Raw genomic sequence first — 17,502 nt, 5'->3', positions numbered from 1 at the left:
GGGGTCGAGAATGGGGGTGAGCGCGCATAAAAAACGCCTCCACAAGGGAGGCGTTGTCGAGATGTGGTTATCAGGCCGCGTGATGGTAAGCGGAGGCTTCAAACAGCTTCTTGTTGGCCACCAGATCGATGGGGTCAAAATCATCGACGTTGATGGTGCGCAGGCGACTCACTTCGGCGCGGCGCAGCAGCTCCGCTTCGCTCTGGGTCAGGACGCCAGCGGCCAGACCCATGTCGGCCACCTTGTCCAGTGCCATGAAGGGGCGCTTGATGCCATCGCTCTTGCAGACTTTCTCGAACAGCGGCTCGGCAGCCAGCACGTCATCGAGCGCCTGCTCCAGCAGACCGAAGGGGTTGCCCTCTTCGCGGGTCAGATACTGCCCCTTGGCCAGGCGGCTGCGGGTTTCGCTCGGGGTTTGCAGCAGACGGGCAACCTGTTGGTCCAGCTTGTCGCACGGACGATTGAGGTCACGACCGAGCGGCAGCACCACGGCGCGCAGGGCAAGGCCAATCCAGCGGTTCGGGAAGTTGCGCAGCAGCTCGTCGATCGCCTCTTGTGCCTTGAACATGGCGTCTTGCAGTGCCCAGTGCAGCAGCGGCAGATCGGCCTGCTGGCGTCCCTCGTCCTGATAGCGCTTGAGGGCGCTGGAGGCGAGGTAGAGCTGGCTCAATACGTCGCCAAGACGGGCGGATACCCGCTCCTTGCGTTTGAGCTCGCCACCCAGGGTGCCCATCGCCATGTCTGACAGGAATGCCAGGTTGGCCGAGAGGCGGGAGAGCTGCTGGTAGTAGCCCTTGGTTTGGTCCTTGTACGGCGCCGCGGCAAAGCGGGCGCCGGTGATACCGAGCCAGAAACTGCGTACCAGGTTGCTGATGGCAAAGCCGACGTGGCTGAACACCGCTTTGTCGAAATCCTTCAGCGCCTGCTCCTTGTCAGGATGGCTGGCGGCCAGCATCTCCGGCAGTACATACGGGTGGCAGCGGATAGCGCCTTGACCGTAGATGATCATGCTGCGGGTCAGGATGTTGGCCCCTTCCACCGTGACGGCGATGGGGGCACCCTGATAGCCGCGGGCCAGATAGTTGTTGGGGCCCATGCAGATCGCCTTGCCGCCGTGGATGTCCATGGCATCGATGATGCACTTCTGGGCTCGGTCGGTGAGGTGGTATTTGACGATGGCGGAGATGACCGACGGCTTCTCGCCAAGATCGATACCGGTCACGGTCAGGTTCGCTGCGGCGCCCATGATATAGGCGTTGCCGCCGATGCGGGCCAGCGGCTCTTCAATCCCTTCCATCTTGCCGATGGGCAGCTTGAACTGGCGACGGATGCGGCTGTAGGCACCGCTCGCCAGGGCCAGCATCTTGACGCCACCTGTGCTGTTGGAGGGCAATGTGATGCCGCGACCGACTGACAGACACTCGACCAGCATACGCCAGCCCTGACCGGCCATGGCCGGGCCACCGATGATGAAATCGAGCGGGACGAATACATCCTTGCCCTGGGTCGGACCGTTCTGGAACGGCACGTTGAGCGGGAAGTGGCGACGGCCAATGCCGACCCCCTTGATGTGGGTGGGGATCAGGGCGCAGGTGATGCCGAGCTCTTCCTCGTCACCCAGCAGGTGCTCGGGGTCACGCAGTTTGAAGGCGAGACCCAAGACAGTAGCGATAGGGGCCAGAGTGATGTAGCGCTTGTTCCAGGTGAGGCGCATACCGAGCACCTCTTTTCCTTCCCACTCGCCCTTGCAGACGATACCGAAGTCGGGGATGGAGCCGGCGTCAGAACCCGCCTCCGGGCTGGTCAGGGCGAAGCAGGGGATCTCTTTACCTACCGCCAGACGGGGCAGGTAGTAATCCTTCTGCTCGTCGGTGCCATAGTGCTGCAGCAGTTCGCCCGGGCCCAGCGAGTTGGGTACGCCGACGGTGGAAGCGAGCACGGCGCTGGCGCCGCACAGCTTTTGCAGGACGCAGGACTGGGCATAGGCCGAGAACTCCAGACCGCCATATTTCTTCTTGATGATCATGGCGAAGAACTTGTTGTCCTTCAGGTATTGCCATACCTCGGGGGAGAGATCCGCGCGCTCGTGGGTCACTTCCCAGTCGCTCACCATGCGGCACACTTCCTCGACCGGACCATCCATAAAGGCCTGCTCTTCGGCAGAGAGGGTGCTGACCGGGATGGCGTGCAGCTTTTTCCAGTCCGGGTTGCCCGCGAACAGATCGGCTTCCCACCAGGTGGTGCCCGCTTCAATCGCCTCTTTTTCGGTGCGCGACATCTCCGGCATGATCGATTTGTAGATCTTGAACAGCGGCTTGGTTATTTGATTGCGGCGAAATTCCACCAGATTGAGCGGGATGGCGATCACCGCGAACAGCGCCCATACCAGCAAGGGCACATGACCATAGATGGCGCCAAGCACCAGGGCGGCGCCGGTGATCAGGGTGGAGATGAACAGGGATGCCCGGCGATAGGCCAGGGCTCCGATAACCAGGATCACCCCGAGCAGAGTGAGGGTCGTCGTCATTGCTTGCTCCTTGCGTGGTTAGGTTGCCAACGTGGCGTAACTGATCCAGAGGTCTGACCTGTTGGATATGGCCCCTGTTGTAATTCATACGCACAAAGTTATCAAGCTGTTTACATCTTCATTACCTTCTCTCTGTGATCCCCATAACGCTCACGCGCCGCCAGCGCTGTGGCTCGCAGGGGGGCGACTGTGCGATTCGCTTGTGCGAGAATAGCCGCGATCTACACGCACACTAAAAACAGTGGAAGAGACATCATGTACCAAGAATTGATCCGCAATGAACTGACCGAAGCTGCCAGCGTGCTGCAGGCCTTCCTGGCTGATGAGCAGAACCTGAAAAACATCGAAGCGGCCGCCAAACTGCTGGCTGACTCTTTCAAAGAAGAGGGCAAGGTGCTCTCTTGTGGCAACGGTGGCTCCCACTGTGACGCCATGCACTTCGCCGAAGAGCTGACCGGTCGCTATCGCGAGAACCGCCCGGGTTACGCCGGTATCGCCATCTCCGATCCGAGCCACCTCTCCTGCGTCTCCAACGACTTTGGCTATGACTATGTCTTCTCCCGTTACGTAGAAGCGGTCGGCCGCCGTGGCGACGTGCTGCTTGGTATCTCCACCAGTGGCAACTCCGGCAACATCCTGAAAGCCATCGAGGCTGCCCGCGCCAAAGGGATGAAAGTGATCGCCCTGACCGGCAAGGATGGCGGCAAGATGGCGGGTCTGGCGGATGTCGAGATCCGGGTGCCGCACTTTGGCTATGCCGACCGTATTCAGGAAGTGCACATCAAGGTGATCCACATCCTGATCCAGCTGGTCGAAAAAGAGATGGCCAAGTAATCAGGCCACCTCTACCAGACAAGGGCAGCACAGGTAGCATGGTTCGCCATCGGCCGGTTGTTGCCAGTCACAGGGGAAGGGATTGCGCCTTCCCCTGCGCTCTGTCGAACCAGCGTGCTGGTCGAACATGACACAAGCCAAATCATGAAAGGAGTCTGCCGGATATGTGCGAACTGCTCGGCATGAGTGCCAATGTGCCGACCGATATCTGCTTCAGCTTTACCGGGTTGATGCTGCGCGGCGGCAAGACAGGGCCCCACAAGGATGGCTGGGGGATCACCTTTTACGAGGGGAAGGGCTTTCGCACCTTCAAGGATCCCGAGCCCAGCGCCCAATCTCCCATCGCCAGACTGGTACAGGCGCTGCCCATCAAGAGCTGCGCCGTGGTCAGCCACATTCGGCAGGCCAACCGTGGCTGCGTGTCACTGGAAAATACCCACCCCTTTACCCGTGAGCTGTGGGGCCGTTACTGGACCTTCGCCCACAACGGTCAGCTGACCGGCTACAAGAAGCTGCCAACCGGCCGTCACCGTCCGGTGGGGGATACCGACAGTGAGCACGCCTTCTGCTGGTTGCTCGATCGGCTGGAGCAAAAATATCCCAAGCGTCCTGCCAACTTTCCCGCCATGTTTCGCTATATGGCCACCTTGTGTGATGAGCTCAGAGGGCTGGGAGTATTCAACATGCTGCTCTCGGACGGGGAGTATGTGATGAGCTACTGCAGCAACAACCTGCACTGGCTGACCCGCTGCGCGCCCTTTGGCGAGGCGAGCCTGCTGGATGAGGAGGTGGTGATCGACTTTCAAAGCGAGACCACCCCCAACGATGTGGTGACCCTGATCACCACCCGTCCGCTGACCGGCAATGAGAACTGGGTCAGGATGGCACCCGGCGAATTCAATCTGTTTCGCATGGGGGAGCGGGTGGCGACCAATCAGGTCGTGCCTGAGCGAGATAAAAAAATACCAGGGTAGATTCCTACCCTGGTTCTTCGCAGCAGCCATAAAAGGCAAAAGGGATGAGAGGTGTTGCTGAGCATCATCACTCTGACGGAATTGAGTGTTGAGCAATTGTTAATATTTGGCAATGAAGTTGTTGTCTTGACGGGCATTTCTGCATCGCTATTTCGATACCGATCACATTTTTTTTCCACTTCATTCCCCGAGCTATCCAGTCGGATGGGTCATCACTGTCTGGCCGTGAGCCACGACATCGAAAACTATCTATAGTATGGTCTGTTTGAATACCGTTCTGGAGGAGCCTCGCATGGAGTGGGTGGATCGCAAGGTGTTGCAGCAGCTGGCAGAGGATATTGGTCAGGATATGCTGCCCGTGGTCATCGCAGTATTTATTGAAGAGGTGGGAGAGCAGCTGAGTCAGCTCAGGCCCCTCTATGAGCAGGGAGAGTGGGAGGCGCTGGCCCGAGTGGCGCACAGCATGAAATCATCCTGTGGCAGCTACGGCGCCATGCCGAGCTATCAGCAGGTGATGGCGCTGGAGATGGCCTGCAAGCAGGCGGATGTGGCCGAGGCAGAGCGCCAGTTGCAACTGCTGGAGGCCTCCTTGCCCCAAGTGCTGGCGTTTCTGTCCGATTATCAGTAGCGGCGCCATGCAGGGATGCCGGGCCGCCGTGGCCGTTGCCTAACGCTGGTTGAGCAGGTGCTGGATGATCCGGTCCAGCGCCAGTTTCAGCTTCAACCGATCGTGCCGATGGGGCAATTCGAGCTCACCCAGATCGGCGTCGATCAACCGACCCTGCCAGGCTCCCGCATCACCCGCGCCCCGGGGGGCCAGGATGGCATCCAGCCGACCCTGACCGACCCGGGACTCCAGCCAGCGACACTGACTCATCAGATCCAGCTGGCTGGCAGGGCCGTTTTCCGCCACCAGATTGCAGACAAAGACCAGCATGGCGCTGCTCTCGTTGATGGCCTGGGCAATCTCGGCCAGCAGCAGTGGCGGCATGATGGAGGTGAGAAAACTGCCTGGCCCCAGAATGATCATGTCCGCCTGCTGCAGTGCCAGCACCGCTTCCCGGGTTGCTTGCACCTCCGGCATCAGGCCGAGGGAGAGGGGCGGCGTGGCCAGTTGATCGATGGAGACTTCTCCCAGGATCTGGGTGCCACACTCCATATGGGCGCAGAGGTCGGTGGGAAATTCAGACATGGGTAGCAATTGTGACTCGATTTTGAGCATGTCACTGATCAGCTTGATAGCATCAAGAGGACGGACACAGAGATTATCGAGCGCCAGCAGCATCAGGTTGCCAAGGTTGTGGCCCGCCAGCTCGCCTTTGCCGGCGAAGCGGTATTCGAACAACAGGCTGCCGATACTGGGATCGGTCACCAGCTGGTTCAGGCAGTTGCGCAGATCGCCCCAGGCGATGCACTCCTGACTCTTGCGTAAGCGTCCGGTCGAGCCACCATCATCTGTGGTGGTGACGATGCCGGTGAGCCGTTGACCGAGGAACGAGAGGGACGAGAGTACGCGACCCATGCCGTGGCCACCACCGATGGCAACGACCCGATCGAAGTCATTGATGTTTTTTTGCCACATGTGGGCATCCTGTCATTGGTCTCAGTTGACCGCTATGTTAGCAAGTGAAGCGAGATAATTGTTTGATAAGGGTATGATTTTTGCTTGCGACTGCTATCCGATAAAACAAGGAGATGGTGTTGAAATTTCTGACCGTTCACTCCCTCGCCCGGAATTCATCGCTGGCGGCCCAAGAGATCTGCACGCAGCTGCGCCACCATGCCGATCAGGCGCCCTCCCTGCTGCTGCTCTATTTTACCCAAGCTCATGACGGGGCGATACTGCGCGACGCGCTCAAACGCCAGTTCCCGACCACCCGTCTGCTTGGGTGCAGCTCCTGCGGCGGCGTCATGACCGAGATGGGACACCACGCCATAGAGGGGTTCGGAGTGGCGGTGGCAGCTTTTTATGACGAGAAAGGGGCCTTCGGGGTGGCCGGTGCCAGCGGTGACGGGGTGGATGTGCGGCAGTTGCTGCGTAGCGCCATGAGCGATTGCGGTCGACCGGGCGAGTTGCCCCAGCTGATCCTGTTTCACGCCAGTCCCGGCAAGGAGGAGGGGCTGCTGGCCGGTATCGAGGCCGAGCTCGGTGCCTCGGTGCCAGTGGTTGGTGGATCCGCGGCAGACAACAGCGTCAGCGGCGAGTGGCAACTCTGCTGGGATGAGGCGGTGAGTCAGGATGGCATCGCGTTGGCGGTGCTCTATCCCGATTGCCAGCTGGCCTTTCAGTTTCATTCTGGGTATGTCCCTGCCGAATTCAGTGGCGAGATCACCGCCTGCGACGGGCGAGAGGTGTTCACCATCGATCACCAGCCCGCCGCCGAGGTTTATGCCCGCTGGTGTGGACGCGAGCAGTCCTGGCCGGTGGGGGCGATTTTGCGGGAGACCACGCTCACCCCGCTGGCCCGTCAGGTGGGATCGCTGGATGGCATTCCCTACTACAAGCTATCCCATCCCGAGGCGGTGACCGAACAGGGCGGGCTGCGGCTCTTTACCGATGTAGTGCAGGGGGAGCGCCTGCTGCTGATGTACAGCAGTCAGGAGGGGTTGTTGCAGCGCAGCCTCAATGCCATGCGCATTGAGCCGGGCTATGGAGTCGATGTGGAATGGCAGCCGATCGGCGCCCTCATCATCTTTTGTGCTGGTTGCCGTTTGGCGCTAGGTGATATGTTGTGCCAATTTGTCGAGCAGAGCCAGGCTCGTCTCGGCAAGATCCCGTTTATCACCCCCTTTACCTTCGGCGAGCAGGGGCGGCTGCCCAATGGCGAGCTGGCTCACGGTAACCTGATGGTATCGAGCGTGATTTTTCTGACCCGCTGAGTCGGCAGAACATAACAGAGCAGGCAACAAGATGATTGGCAGCAGTGAACTGGAAGCCCTCGGCGACAAATTGCAGACCACCCTGGTCGATCTTATGCGTTGCCGCGAGCGCGAGGCCAGGTATCGTCACGAGTCCCAGACCCTGCTGGGCGGGGTTGCCACCCTCGCCGATGCCAAGACGCTGGAGCAGGTACTGGAGAGCCTTATCCAGGTGCTCAAACCCTTTATCGGCTTTGAGCACGCGGATGTGGTGGCCTGGGAAGGGGAGCGGGGGAGTACCCACCTCAGTACCGAGCCGATGCGCGCTGCCCGCAGCTGGCACATGACCCCGGCCTTTGCCCGCGCCATCGCCGGTGAAACCCTGGTGATTTACGATCCCTCCCAACTGCCCGAGCTGGCGCCACTGGCGAACGAGCCGGGCTGGGCCAGCGTGATGCTGACCGGGCTGCAGGCCCCCGGTTTTACCGCCACCCTCATCTGCCGCCACGCCCGGGCGGGAACGTTCGATCTCACCAGCAAGGCGGCCATGGAGCGCTGCCGCCCACTCATCGCCCAGGCGCTGGTCAACATCACCTATCGCGCCCGCTTGCAGGAGCAGGTGGCGGTGAAGACCGAGGCGTTGCAGGCCAGCGAACGCCGTTTTCGCAGCTTCGCCGCCATGGCCTCCGACTGGTTCTGGGAGACCGATGCCGAGCATCGCCTCAGTTATGCCTCCGAACCGGGTTATCTGGATGAGCTGACCCCGCAGGCGATCCGGCCGACCCTCTATGACTATGTCTGCAACAAGCAGAGCTGCGAGGCGCAGCAATACCTGCGGTTGCTGGAACAGCGCCAGCCGGTGCGAGGGGTGCGGATGCAGGTGGCGCTGCTTGATGGCCCCTGCTGGATGGAGGTGAGCGCCGAGCCCTGTTTCGACCATGAAGGTCTCTTTACCGGCTATCGCGGCACTGCCCGGGATATCAGCTCCCAAATTCGCCGTGAAGAGGAGCTGGCGCGGGCACGGGATGAGGCCGAAGCGGCCAACCGTGCCAAGTCCCAGTTTCTGGCCATGATGACCCACGAGATCCGCTCGCCCATGAATGCGGTGCTGGGGATGCTCGATCTGGTGCAGCATGCCGAGCTGGCGCCGGAGCAACAGAGCCTGCTGCGCCATGCCACCCACTCGGCCAGATTGCTGCAAACCATCATCGATGACGTGCTCGATTTTTCGAAAATCGAGTCGCAAACCCTGGTGTTTCACTGCGAGACCTTGCAGCCAGTCCAGCTTTGCCAATCCCTGGTCGAGCCGCTGCAGGCCCGTGCCACCGCCAAGGGGATTGCGCTGGTTTATCGGGTTGATGAGTCCGTCCCTCTAGAGTTGCAGGGGGACCCGATGCGTCTGTCGCAGGTGATGGGCAATCTGCTGGACAACGCCCTCAAATTTACCGAGCAGGGGCAGGTCACACTGCACCTTGGCTGGCAGGATGAGAAGTTGCGGATCTCGGTCTCCGACACCGGGATCGGGATCGCCGACGCGGATCAGGCGCGGCTGTTTGAACCCTTCTCCCAGGTTGATAACTCGGCCACCCGGCGTTTTTCCGGAACCGGCCTTGGCCTTGCCATCAGCAAGCGTCTGGTCGCCCTGATGGGGGGGGAGATCCACCTGAAGAGCGAGCCGGGCAAGGGAAGCTGCTTCTGGTTCGAGCTATCGGATATGGCGCTGCCTTGCCATTGTCAACCACAGCGGGAAGAGAGCGTTGCTACGTTGCTGCCGCTGGATGTGCTGGTGGTGGAGGATAGTCCGGTCAACCAGCTGGTGGTGTCGCTGATGCTGCAAAAGCTGGTAGGCAAGGTGCGGCTGGCCGCCAATGGTCTGGAGGCGCTGGCGCAGGTGGATGAGCAGCTCCCGGATCTGATCCTGATGGATATGCGGATGCCTCTGATGGACGGGCTGGAAGCGACCCGACGGTTGCGGGAGCTGGGATGCACCATGCCTATCGTCGCCCTGACGGCCAATGCGATGGCGGAGGACAAGGCGTGCTGTCTGGCGCAGGGGATGGATGATTTCCTCGCCAAGCCCATCACCTTGTCACGGCTGAGAGAGTGTTTGCAGCGTCACTTTGGTCAGCGGTTGCCGACGCGCGGATAAAAAAAATGGTCAACTTTGTGGGTTGACCAGTTCTTCAGCAAATACTGAAGAGAGCACGGGATAAATCGGGTTGTATCAATCTATATGAAAAATCTGTGCCAACTTTTTTGGGACTCTTTCGTGTTCAATTTTGGCCGTTTAGCGCATCGGCTCTCGTTTGTAATGCTTTGTTGTTGTTTTTGTTAATTGCAAAATGCGAATTTCATATTTTCATTATTGGAATAATTGCAATTTGCAACGCTGTGTCTGTCATTGTGAAATCAGGCGATGCAGGAATTTACGGGCTGCTTCGCTGTTTTGTTTGGCAATCAACATCTGCTTTTCATAAATCGGCATCGGCAATATCTCGAGCCAGCGCTGGCAGAGCCAGGCGGCATCTTCAAAGCGCTTGTCCGGATAGAGCTCATCAAGCTCCGGATACTGCTCGAACACTTCCCGCAGACGATTGACCAGCAGCTTGTCGTTGAAATCGGAGTGGGTGCTCGGCCAGTTCGGCAGCATCTCCACCTTGGCCCGGCGCAGCCCCATCTCATCTGTTTCCATCTCGTGGATGCAGAAGCGCTCCAGTCCCAGCACCGTCACCCCCAGCAGGCCATCATTAAGGGTGTAGAAGTCGGTCACCTTGACCCGGGTGCCCACCGGCAGAATGCGGCCGGATTGTCCCGAGGTGGTGGACTCTTCCATCACGATGCCAAAGCCCTGATCGTTGATGAACGACTCCTTGAGCATCTGCAGGTGGCGTGGCTCGAACAGACGCAGAGGAAGCTTGCCGCCCGGCAGTATGTGGGAAGGCAAGGGGAACAGTGCCAAAGGTTGTAGTTTCATGTTCCATCCTCCATTGAGTAGTTGCTGAATAGGACAATGCAGCGACTGTGCCAGAGAATGAAAAAAGCCACCGGATGGTGGCTTTTCGGCAGGAAGAGGGCGCTTAGTTGCGCTGCTCCAGATACATGACAGCCGCTTCCACGCGGCTTTGCGCCTCGAGTTTCTTCAGCAGGCTCTTCACGTGAACCTTGACCGTTCCCTCGGAGATATGGAGTACCGAGGCGACCTGTTTGTTGGAGAGGCCTTTTGCAATTTCGCGCAGGATTTGCATTTCGCGACGCGTTAAGCTTTCCAGCTTCTGCTGCAGGTGATCCAGCTCGTAGATGTTTTCGAGATAGGGGCGCAGCGGTTCGCTCAGGATCTGTTTGCCGGTCATTACATCTGCCAGCTGGGCCAGCAGCAGATCAGGCTCGGTATCCTTGAGCAGGTAGCCATCGGCACCGGCCTTGAGCAGAGCCACCACATCCTGGCGCGCATCGGAGACGGTGAGGATCACCACCCGGGAGGTGATCTCCTCGGCCCGCAGTGCCTTGAGGGTATCGAGGCCGGAGAGCCCTTTCATATTGAGGTCGAGCAGGATCAGATCCGGCTCGGCCTCTTTGGCCAGTGCTACGGCATCTGTGCCGTTGGAGGCTTCACCGGTCACCTCCATGTTCTCTTCCAGAGCCAGCAACTGCACAATCCCTTTGCGCATGAGGGGATGGTCATCTACGACCAGAACAGTGTATTTCATCTCGTCCATCAGGCGTCTCTCGTTAGGCTGGTGGGAAAGGTCAGATGCACGCGGGTGCCTTGTGGTTGCTGCTCGTTGATGGTCAGCAGACCATGCAGTTTGCTGGCGCGCTCGTTCATGATGCTCAAACCGTAATGGTTGATCGCCGAGCTGGCGAGTCCGATCCCGACCCCGTCATCTGAAATCTGAACCTCGATGTTACCACTGGCGAGGGTCTCACAGCTAACATCAATCACTTGCGCGTTGGCATGTTTGATGGCATTGAGCACCGCCTCACGGATCAGTTGCAGAATGTGGATATGCTGGCCCGCCTCCAGGTCGTTGTCGGCCAGCCCGTAATGGAACCGGATTTCGGCCTTGGTCTGGGGTTGCAGCTGATCGAGCATCACCCGGATTGCTTCCCCCAGATTGGCATCGCCAATGGTGAGACGGAAGGTGCCGAGCAGTTCGCGCAGCTGGGTATAGGCATTGCTGAGCCCTTCGTCGATCTGCTGCATCGCCTCCTGCGCTTTCTCCTGTTGCCCCTTGGCGTAGGAACGCTTGAGCAGGGTGGACTGGATCTTGAGGTAGGAGAGGGCCTGCGCCAGCGAGTCGTGCAGTTCCCGGGCGATCACCGCCCGCTCTTCCATCAGCAGCAGCCGCTGCTGTTGCAGCAGAGTCTGGTCTTTGTGCAGCACCTGGGCCAGCAGCATGGTGAAGTTCTTGATCAACCGCTCGTCGATGGGGTGCTGGCTGATGATGTCGAGTCGGCCAAACTCCTGCTCATCCATCTGCAGATAGAAGCTGGCGACCGCATCGAGATCGCCGGGCCAGCCGGTGCGTCCCGAGATATAGACCGGCATGGCGTTGTGCTCGAAGCGGGTCAGCCGGATGTGGTCGATATGCTGGTGGGCGGCGGCGCGGTCCAGCAATTTGATGAGGGTGCGAGTGCTGAGCGGGGCGGCGTGCAGCTTCTGGGCGGTCGAATAGAGAAACGAGAGGGTGTCGTTGGCCTGCTGCAGCTTGGCGGTTTTCTCCTCCACCTTGTTCTCCAGCTCCCGATAGAGCTTGCCCAATTCGTCGGCCATGGTGACAAAGGCGCGCGACAGCTCCCCCAGCTCATTTTCGCCGTGGGCGGGCAACTGGAGGTCGAAGTCTTGCCGCTGGATCTGGCGGGCACAATAGACCAGCTGGTTGAGGGGGGCGACCACCTGCTGGCGAGTGAAGCGCACCGTGAACCAGGCGATGGTGATAATGGCCAGCAGGCCGAGCCCCTCCGCCAGCGCCAGCATCCGCACCTTGAATTCCACGTGGTACTGCATCTGATTGACGAAATTGTCGATGGCTGCCACAAACTGCTCGGTGTTATCGGTGTACCGTCTGGGAGTGCGATCCTCGATGTGCTGGCGCATCACCTGCCACTGGCCGAGCACCTCGCCATAGGTGCGACGCAGGGAGGCGGGCGTGATCCAGCGCTGGGTCTCCTGCAGCTCTTCGGCGTGCAGGGTCTCTTCAAACTGGGAGAGGCGCCCCAGCACGCTGTCGCCCCGCTCGATTTCGTAGGCCATCCGGTAGGCCTGCATCCGCAGCGAACCGGAGAGGTTGATCGCCTTGGCATCGGGTACCGAGTAGAAGAGGGTGACCATGGCCACCAGCGCTATCAGGCTGGCCATGAAGAGGATCAACACCATGGCGCGGCCAATGGCGCTGCTGACCGAATGGACCCTGAGCCGTTTTCCCATACTGATGCGCACCTCTGGATAGTGATAAGGACCCCGCAAGATGCGTGGGAGTGTACTCCAACTTGTGTTAGCATCGAAAAACTAGATGAACTCCGAGCGGTTTTGCCTACGTCCTAGCGATAGGGGGAAACCAGCCGTCAGCCGACAGTTGAACACAATCGTCGAGCTGTAAGGGTCAGGAAAGAAATGCCCTGGCCTCCCGTATTTGGAAAGGTGTTTATGTTGCCACTTGAAGATGGTTTTTCCCGTCGTTTTTACTATTTGCGTCTGTCAGTGACCGATGTGTGCAATTTCCGTTGCACCTATTGCCTGCCAGATGGTTATCGCCCCCCCGAAGGTCACAAAGCGGGGCGTCAGCCCTTTCTCTCGATTGACGAGATCCGCCGCGTGGTCAGCGGTTTTGCCGCCATGGGCACCCGCAAGGTGCGTATCACGGGGGGCGAGCCCTCCCTGCGCCGCGATTTCACCGAGATCGTCAAGGTGATTGCCACCACCCCGGGTATCGAGAAGGTCGCCATGACCACCAACGGCTATCGCCTCAAGGAGCGGGCCCAGGAGTGGTTTGATGCCGGACTCAACGCACTGAATGTCAGTGTCGACAGTCTCGACCCGCGCCAGTTCCACCAGATCACCGGTGAAAACAAGCTGGCCGAGGTGATGGAGGGGATCGAAGCGGCACTGGCCGCCGGTTTCAAATCGGTGAAGATCAATGCGGTGCTGCTCAAGGGGCTCAACGACTACCAGCTCGATGCCTTTCTGGGCTGGATCAGGCACAAGCCCATCGAGCTGCGCTTTATCGAGCTGATGCAGACCGGCGAGATGGATACCTTGTTTCGTGACCACCATGTCAGTGGCGAGCAGATCAAGCAGCGTTTGCTGGAGAGCGGCTGGGTGCAGCAGTTGCGGGGCAAGGATGACGGCCCGGCGCAGGTCTTTATGCACCCCGATTCGCAGGGTGGCGTGGGTCTCATCATGCCCTACAGCAAGGATTTCTGTGCCGGTTGCAACCGGCTGCGGGTCTCCTCGCTGGGGAAGCTGCATCTGTGCCTGTTTGGCGACAACGGCATCGAGCTGCGGGATCTGCTCGGCGCAGATGCACAGTCCGATGAGCTGCAACAGCGCATTCGTGCCGCGCTGACGGGCAAGAGTGCCACCCATCGTCTCCATGAGGGCAATGCCGGCATCACCCCTCATCTCGCCTCGATCGGCGGATAACCGCAAAAAATCGCCAACGATTAAATAGCAATCCTCACATGGAGGTATTTTAACCGATACCTCCATTTTTATTGCGCTGCAAGGCTTTGATCTGGCGCAAGAATCCCCCCTGTTTATCTCCCTGGTGGTATATCCCTGACCTTGTCAGGGCCGCAATATACACCCACTCTTATAATTGGTATCAAGAATGCCAATCATGGACTCGCACTGTCCCCTTCTTCACCAGAACAGGAGTCAATATGCCGGATGAGATCGATCTTGCCCGCCGCGGCCTGTTCCGGGGGCGGTTGAGAACTGCCGAACCGCCGGTGCAGTTGCCCTGGTCAGTCAACTGGTCGGCATTTGTCGCCGACTGCACCCGCTGCGGCGACTGTCTGGCCGCCTGCCCTGAGCAGATCCTGGTGAATGGCGAGGGCGGTTTTCCGGTGGTCGATTTCCAGCGTGGCGAGTGCACCTTCTGCACCGAGTGCGTCACGGTCTGCAAGGCGCCGCTGTTTCGCCCGACCAGCGAGTCCCCCTGGCACTACAAGGCCCATATCGAGGCCAACTGTCTGGCCAATGGTCAGGTGTTCTGCCAGCGTTGTCAGGACAGCTGCGAGCCCAATGCAATTCGTTTTATTCCGGTGCTGGGGCGCGTGCCCACCCCGACGGTGGAGCCGGATCGTTGTAACGGCTGCGGCGCTTGCGTGCAGGATTGTCCGGTTGGCAGCATCAAGGTCGACGGGCGAGTCGCATCATCCGGTGGTGCGAGCCAGCCCACCCTCAAGCAGGAGTCAGAATGAGTCAGAAACCGTGTGACACAGAAGCCACTATGGATCAGGAGTTCCATGTATCGAGTCTGGTGGTGCTGACCCAGCCCCCCTTGCGCCATCAGCTCGCCGAGCAGATTGGTGCCCTTGAAGGGGCCGAGATCCACGCCGTCAGTGACGAGGGCAAGCTGGTCGTGACCCTGGAAGGTCCGAGCCAGAGGCCGATCATGGCGGCCATTGATGCGATACAGGCGATGCCGGGCGTGCTCTCTGCCGCCCTGATTTACCACCAGTTCGATGAACTGGGCGGTCACTGAAAAAGAGTGATGGGATGCCGGGCGTGCCCTCTGCCGCTGATGGTTGGCTCCCGTTCGACAGATTCGACAACTATTACGCGATAAGCAATGTGAGGATATGCCATGAAGCTGAGTCGACGCGACTTTATGAAGGCCAACGCGGTGGCAGCTGCCGCTGCCGTGGCCGGTGTCAGTGCCCCCACGCTGGCAGCCAATCTCATCACCAGTACCGACAAGACTGCCATCCATTGGGATAAGGCTCCCTGCCGCTTCTGCGGTACCGGCTGCTCCGTGCTGGTGGGCTCTCAGGATGGTCGGGTCGTGGCGACTCAGGGCGACCCCGATGCGCCGGTCAACCGTGGCCTCAACTGCATCAAGGGTTACTTCCTCTCCAAGATCATGTACGGCCAGGATCGCCTGACCCAGCCGATGCTGCGGATGAAGAACGGCCAGTTCGACAAGGATGGCGACTTCGCCCCCATCAGCTGGGATCAGGCGTTCGACATCATGGCCGATAAGTTCAAGGAAACTCTGAAAGAGAAGGGGCCGACCGCCGTCGGCATGTTCGGCTCCGGCCAGTGGACCGTCTGGGAAGGCTATGCCGCCGCCAAGCTGATGAAGGCCGGTTTCCGCTCCAACAACATTGACCCCAACGCCCGGCACTGTATGGCCTCTGCGGTCGTCGGCTTCATGCGTACCTTCGGCATGGACGAACCGATGGGCTGCTACGACGATATCGAGCAGGCCGATGCGTTCGTGCTGTGGGGCTCCAATATGGCCGAGATGCACCCCATCCTCTGGTCGCGGATGTCTGATCGCCGCCTCTCCAACCCGGATGTGCAGGTGCACGTGCTCTCGACCTTCGAGCACCGCAGCTTCGAGCTGGCGGACAACGGCATGGTGTTCACCCCGCAGACCGATCTGGCGATCCTCAACTATGTCGCCAACTACATCATCCAGAATGACAAGGTGAACTGGGACTTCGTCAACAAGCACACAGTGTTCAAGAAGGGGGCCACCGACATCGGTTACGGCCTGCGCCCGACCGATCCGCTGCAGCAGAAAGCGAAGAACCCGGACAGCGGCGATGCCACTCCGATGACCTTCGAGGAGTTTGCCAAGTTCGTGGCGGATTACGATGTGGAGTCGGTCTCCAAGCTCTCCGGTGTCTCCAAAGAGAAGCTGGAAAAGCTGGCCAAGCTCTATGCCGATCCGGGCAAGAAGGTGGTCTCTTACTGGACCATGGGCTTCAACCAGCATACTCGCGGTGTCTGGGCCAACAACCTCTGCTACAACATCCACTTGCTGACCGGCAAGATCTCCGAGCCGGGTAATGGTCCTTTCTCACTGACCGGTCAGCCCTCTGCCTGTGGCACCGCGCGTGAAGTGGGTACCTTTGCCCACCGTCTGCCTGCCGACATGGTGGTGACCGAGCCCAAGCACCGCGCTATCGCCGAGCAGATCTGGAAACTGCCGGAGGGGACCATTCCTGACAAGGTGGGTTTCCACGCTGTGCTGCAAGACCGCATGCTCAAAGATGGCAAGCTCAACGCCTACTGGGTGATGTGCAACAACAACATGCAGGCCGGCCCCAACATGAATACCGATCGCCTGCCTGGCTATCGCGACCCGCGCAACTTCATCGTGGTCTCCGATCCGTACCCGACCGTCACTGCCCAGGCCGCTGATCTCATCCTGCCCACAGCCATGTGGGTGGAGAAAGAGGGAGCCTATGGCAACGCCGAGCGCCGCACCCAGTTCTGGCACCAGCAGGTGAAAGCGCCGGAAGGGGCCAAGTCCGACTTGTGGCAGCTGATGGAGTTCTCCACGCGCTTCAAGGTCGAGGAAGTGTGGCCGGCTGAACTGATTGCCAAAATGCCGGAAGTGAAGGGCAAAACCCTGTTCGACGTGCTCTATGCCAACGGTCAGGTCAACCAGTTCCCGAAAGAGCAGAGCAAGGGGCTGCTGAACGACGAAGCCGAGCACTTCGGTTTCTACGTCCAGAAGGGGTTGTTCGAGGAGTATGCCACCTTCGGTCGCGGTCACGGTCACGATCTGGCGCCGTTCGATCAGTATCACGAAGCGCGCGGTCTGCGCTGGCCGGTAGTAGATGGCAAGGAGACCCTGTGGCGCTATCGCGAAGGGTTTGACCCCTATGTGAAAGCGGGCGAGGGGGTACGTTTTTATGGCAAACCCGATGGCAAGGCGGTCATCTTCGCCCTGCCGTTCGAGCCCGCCGCCGAGTCACCGGATAAAGAGTACGATCTGTGGCTCTCCACCGGTCGCGTGTTGGAACACTGGCACACCGGCACCATGACCCGTCGGGTGCCCGAGCTCTATCGCGCCTTCCCGGATGCGGTGCTGTTTATGCACCCGGACGATGCCAAGGCCCGCGGCGTGCGTCGTGGTGAAGAGGTGATCGTCTCTTCCCGCCGTGGCGAGGTGAAGACCCGTGTCGAGACCCGTGGTCGCAATAAACCGCCCAAAGGTCTGGTCTTTATGCCCTTCTTCGATGCGAGCCAGTTGGTCAACAAGCTGACCCTGGACGCCACCGATCCGCTCTCGAAAGAGACCGATTACAAGAAGTGCGCCGTCAAGGTGATGAAGGCTTAAGGCGGGG

14 protein-coding genes and 1 riboswitch are annotated in these 17,502 nt (G+C 59.7%); of the genes, 9 read left to right on the top strand and 5 right to left on the bottom strand.

The window, feature by feature from the left end:
* Positions 1–70: 70 nt before the first annotated feature.
* On the bottom strand, positions 71–2,527 hold the full coding sequence (fadE, locus tag PG888_RS02650) for an acyl-CoA dehydrogenase FadE (RefSeq protein WP_182937884.1): 2,457 nt from the start codon (positions 2,525–2,527) through the stop codon (positions 71–73).
* A gap of 255 nt (positions 2,528–2,782) precedes the next feature.
* Here fadE and lpcA point away from each other — a divergent pair, with 255 nt between their 5' ends.
* From lpcA to PG888_RS02635, 3 genes are all read left to right on the top strand, one after another.
* A complete protein-coding gene (gene lpcA, locus PG888_RS02645; RefSeq protein ID WP_005334485.1) occupies positions 2,783–3,361 on the top strand; it encodes a D-sedoheptulose 7-phosphate isomerase in 579 nt (192 codons plus the stop codon).
* A gap of 164 nt (positions 3,362–3,525) precedes the next feature.
* Positions 3,526–4,335, top strand: coding sequence for a class II glutamine amidotransferase (locus PG888_RS02640; RefSeq protein ID WP_182937883.1), 810 nt, complete (start codon positions 3,526–3,528; stop codon positions 4,333–4,335).
* Positions 4,336–4,627: 292 nt separating this feature from the next.
* Complete coding sequence (locus PG888_RS02635) at positions 4,628–4,963, top strand: Hpt domain-containing protein (protein ID WP_042058094.1); 336 nt, start codon at positions 4,628–4,630, stop codon at positions 4,961–4,963.
* A gap of 39 nt (positions 4,964–5,002) precedes the next feature.
* Here PG888_RS02635 and PG888_RS02630 read toward each other — a convergent pair whose 3' ends face one another.
* On the bottom strand, positions 5,003–5,917 hold the full coding sequence (locus tag PG888_RS02630; RefSeq protein WP_042058092.1) for a gluconeogenesis factor YvcK family protein: 915 nt from the start codon (positions 5,915–5,917) through the stop codon (positions 5,003–5,005).
* A 113-nt stretch (positions 5,918–6,030) separates the two neighbouring features.
* Between PG888_RS02630 and PG888_RS02625 the strand changes: the two genes are divergently transcribed.
* Both PG888_RS02625 and PG888_RS02620 read left to right on the top strand, forming a co-directional pair.
* Positions 6,031–7,215 carry an FIST signal transduction protein gene (locus PG888_RS02625; protein ID WP_182937882.1) on the top strand — a complete coding sequence of 395 codons (1,185 nt, stop codon included), beginning with the start codon at positions 6,031–6,033 and terminating at the stop codon, positions 7,213–7,215.
* A gap of 31 nt (positions 7,216–7,246) precedes the next feature.
* The gene (locus PG888_RS02620; protein ID WP_182937881.1) at positions 7,247–9,343 is read left to right on the top strand and encodes a hybrid sensor histidine kinase/response regulator; all 2,097 of its coding nucleotides are present in this window, start codon (positions 7,247–7,249) and stop codon (positions 9,341–9,343) included.
* 249 nt (positions 9,344–9,592) lie between these two features.
* Here PG888_RS02620 and PG888_RS02615 read toward each other — a convergent pair whose 3' ends face one another.
* The 3 genes from PG888_RS02615 to narQ form a co-directional block, all read right to left on the bottom strand.
* Positions 9,593–10,168, bottom strand: a complete 576-nt coding sequence (locus tag PG888_RS02615; RefSeq protein WP_005334473.1) for an LON peptidase substrate-binding domain-containing protein — start codon at positions 10,166–10,168, stop codon at positions 9,593–9,595.
* 103 nt (positions 10,169–10,271) lie between these two features.
* Complete coding sequence (gene narL / locus PG888_RS02610) at positions 10,272–10,910, bottom strand: two-component system response regulator NarL (protein WP_058052140.1); 639 nt, start codon at positions 10,908–10,910, stop codon at positions 10,272–10,274.
* Positions 10,910–12,622, bottom strand: a complete 1,713-nt coding sequence (gene narQ, locus PG888_RS02605) for a nitrate/nitrite two-component system sensor histidine kinase NarQ (RefSeq protein ID WP_042655933.1) — start codon at positions 12,620–12,622, stop codon at positions 10,910–10,912. The genes narL and narQ overlap by 1 nt, the downstream gene beginning before the upstream one ends.
* A 78-nt stretch (positions 12,623–12,700) precedes the next feature.
* A riboswitch (molybdenum cofactor riboswitch) is annotated at positions 12,701–12,854 on the top strand.
* Between narQ and moaA the strand changes: the two genes are divergently transcribed.
* The 4 genes from moaA (at position 12,842) to napA (ending at position 17,495) form a co-directional block, all read left to right on the top strand.
* Positions 12,842–13,837: a GTP 3',8-cyclase MoaA gene (moaA, locus tag PG888_RS02600; RefSeq protein ID WP_182937880.1), complete on the top strand. Its 996-nt coding sequence runs from the start codon at positions 12,842–12,844 to the stop codon at positions 13,835–13,837. It overlaps the preceding riboswitch by 13 nt.
* Positions 13,838–14,076: 239 nt before the next feature.
* Positions 14,077–14,619, top strand: a complete 543-nt coding sequence (napF, locus tag PG888_RS02595; RefSeq protein WP_182937879.1) for a ferredoxin-type protein NapF — start codon at positions 14,077–14,079, stop codon at positions 14,617–14,619.
* A gap of 29 nt (positions 14,620–14,648) precedes the next feature.
* Entirely contained in the window at positions 14,649–14,903 is a 255-nt protein-coding gene (locus PG888_RS02590) for a chaperone NapD (protein ID WP_031227438.1), read from the top strand.
* A gap of 102 nt (positions 14,904–15,005) precedes the next feature.
* The gene (napA, locus tag PG888_RS02585) at positions 15,006–17,495 is read left to right on the top strand and encodes a nitrate reductase catalytic subunit NapA (protein ID WP_182937878.1); all 2,490 of its coding nucleotides are present in this window, start codon (positions 15,006–15,008) and stop codon (positions 17,493–17,495) included.
* The last annotated feature ends 7 nt before the right edge of the window (positions 17,496–17,502 follow it).

This window comes from Aeromonas sp. QDB23 (assembly GCF_027707745.1).
GTDB lineage: Bacteria > Pseudomonadota > Gammaproteobacteria > Enterobacterales > Aeromonadaceae > Aeromonas > Aeromonas allosaccharophila.
Note: the sequence above shows the minus strand (reverse complement) of the source record. Positions and strands in the feature narration are given on the sequence as shown.

Excerpts from the sequence above, each read along its gene's own strand:
- fadE (WP_182937884.1), bottom strand. The coding sequence starts at position 2,527 with ATGACGACGACCCTCACTCTGCTCGGGGTGATCCTGGTTATCGGAGCC.
- lpcA (WP_005334485.1), top strand. The coding sequence starts at position 2,783 with ATGTACCAAGAATTGATCCGCAATGAACTGACCGAAGCTGCCAGCGTG.
- PG888_RS02640 (WP_182937883.1), top strand. The coding sequence starts at position 3,526 with ATGTGCGAACTGCTCGGCATGAGTGCCAATGTGCCGACCGATATCTGC.
- PG888_RS02635 (WP_042058094.1), top strand. The coding sequence starts at position 4,628 with ATGGAGTGGGTGGATCGCAAGGTGTTGCAGCAGCTGGCAGAGGATATT.
- PG888_RS02630 (WP_042058092.1), bottom strand. The coding sequence starts at position 5,917 with ATGTGGCAAAAAAACATCAATGACTTCGATCGGGTCGTTGCCATCGGT.
- PG888_RS02625 (WP_182937882.1), top strand. The coding sequence starts at position 6,031 with ATGGTGTTGAAATTTCTGACCGTTCACTCCCTCGCCCGGAATTCATCG.
- PG888_RS02620 (WP_182937881.1), top strand. The coding sequence starts at position 7,247 with ATGATTGGCAGCAGTGAACTGGAAGCCCTCGGCGACAAATTGCAGACC.
- PG888_RS02615 (WP_005334473.1), bottom strand. The coding sequence starts at position 10,168 with ATGAAACTACAACCTTTGGCACTGTTCCCCTTGCCTTCCCACATACTG.
- narL (WP_058052140.1), bottom strand. The coding sequence starts at position 10,910 with ATGGACGAGATGAAATACACTGTTCTGGTCGTAGATGACCATCCCCTC.
- narQ (WP_042655933.1), bottom strand. The coding sequence starts at position 12,622 with ATGGGAAAACGGCTCAGGGTCCATTCGGTCAGCAGCGCCATTGGCCGC.
- moaA (WP_182937880.1), top strand. The coding sequence starts at position 12,842 with ATGTTGCCACTTGAAGATGGTTTTTCCCGTCGTTTTTACTATTTGCGT.
- napF (WP_182937879.1), top strand. The coding sequence starts at position 14,077 with ATGCCGGATGAGATCGATCTTGCCCGCCGCGGCCTGTTCCGGGGGCGG.
- PG888_RS02590 (WP_031227438.1), top strand. The coding sequence starts at position 14,649 with ATGGATCAGGAGTTCCATGTATCGAGTCTGGTGGTGCTGACCCAGCCC.
- napA (WP_182937878.1), top strand. The coding sequence starts at position 15,006 with ATGAAGCTGAGTCGACGCGACTTTATGAAGGCCAACGCGGTGGCAGCT.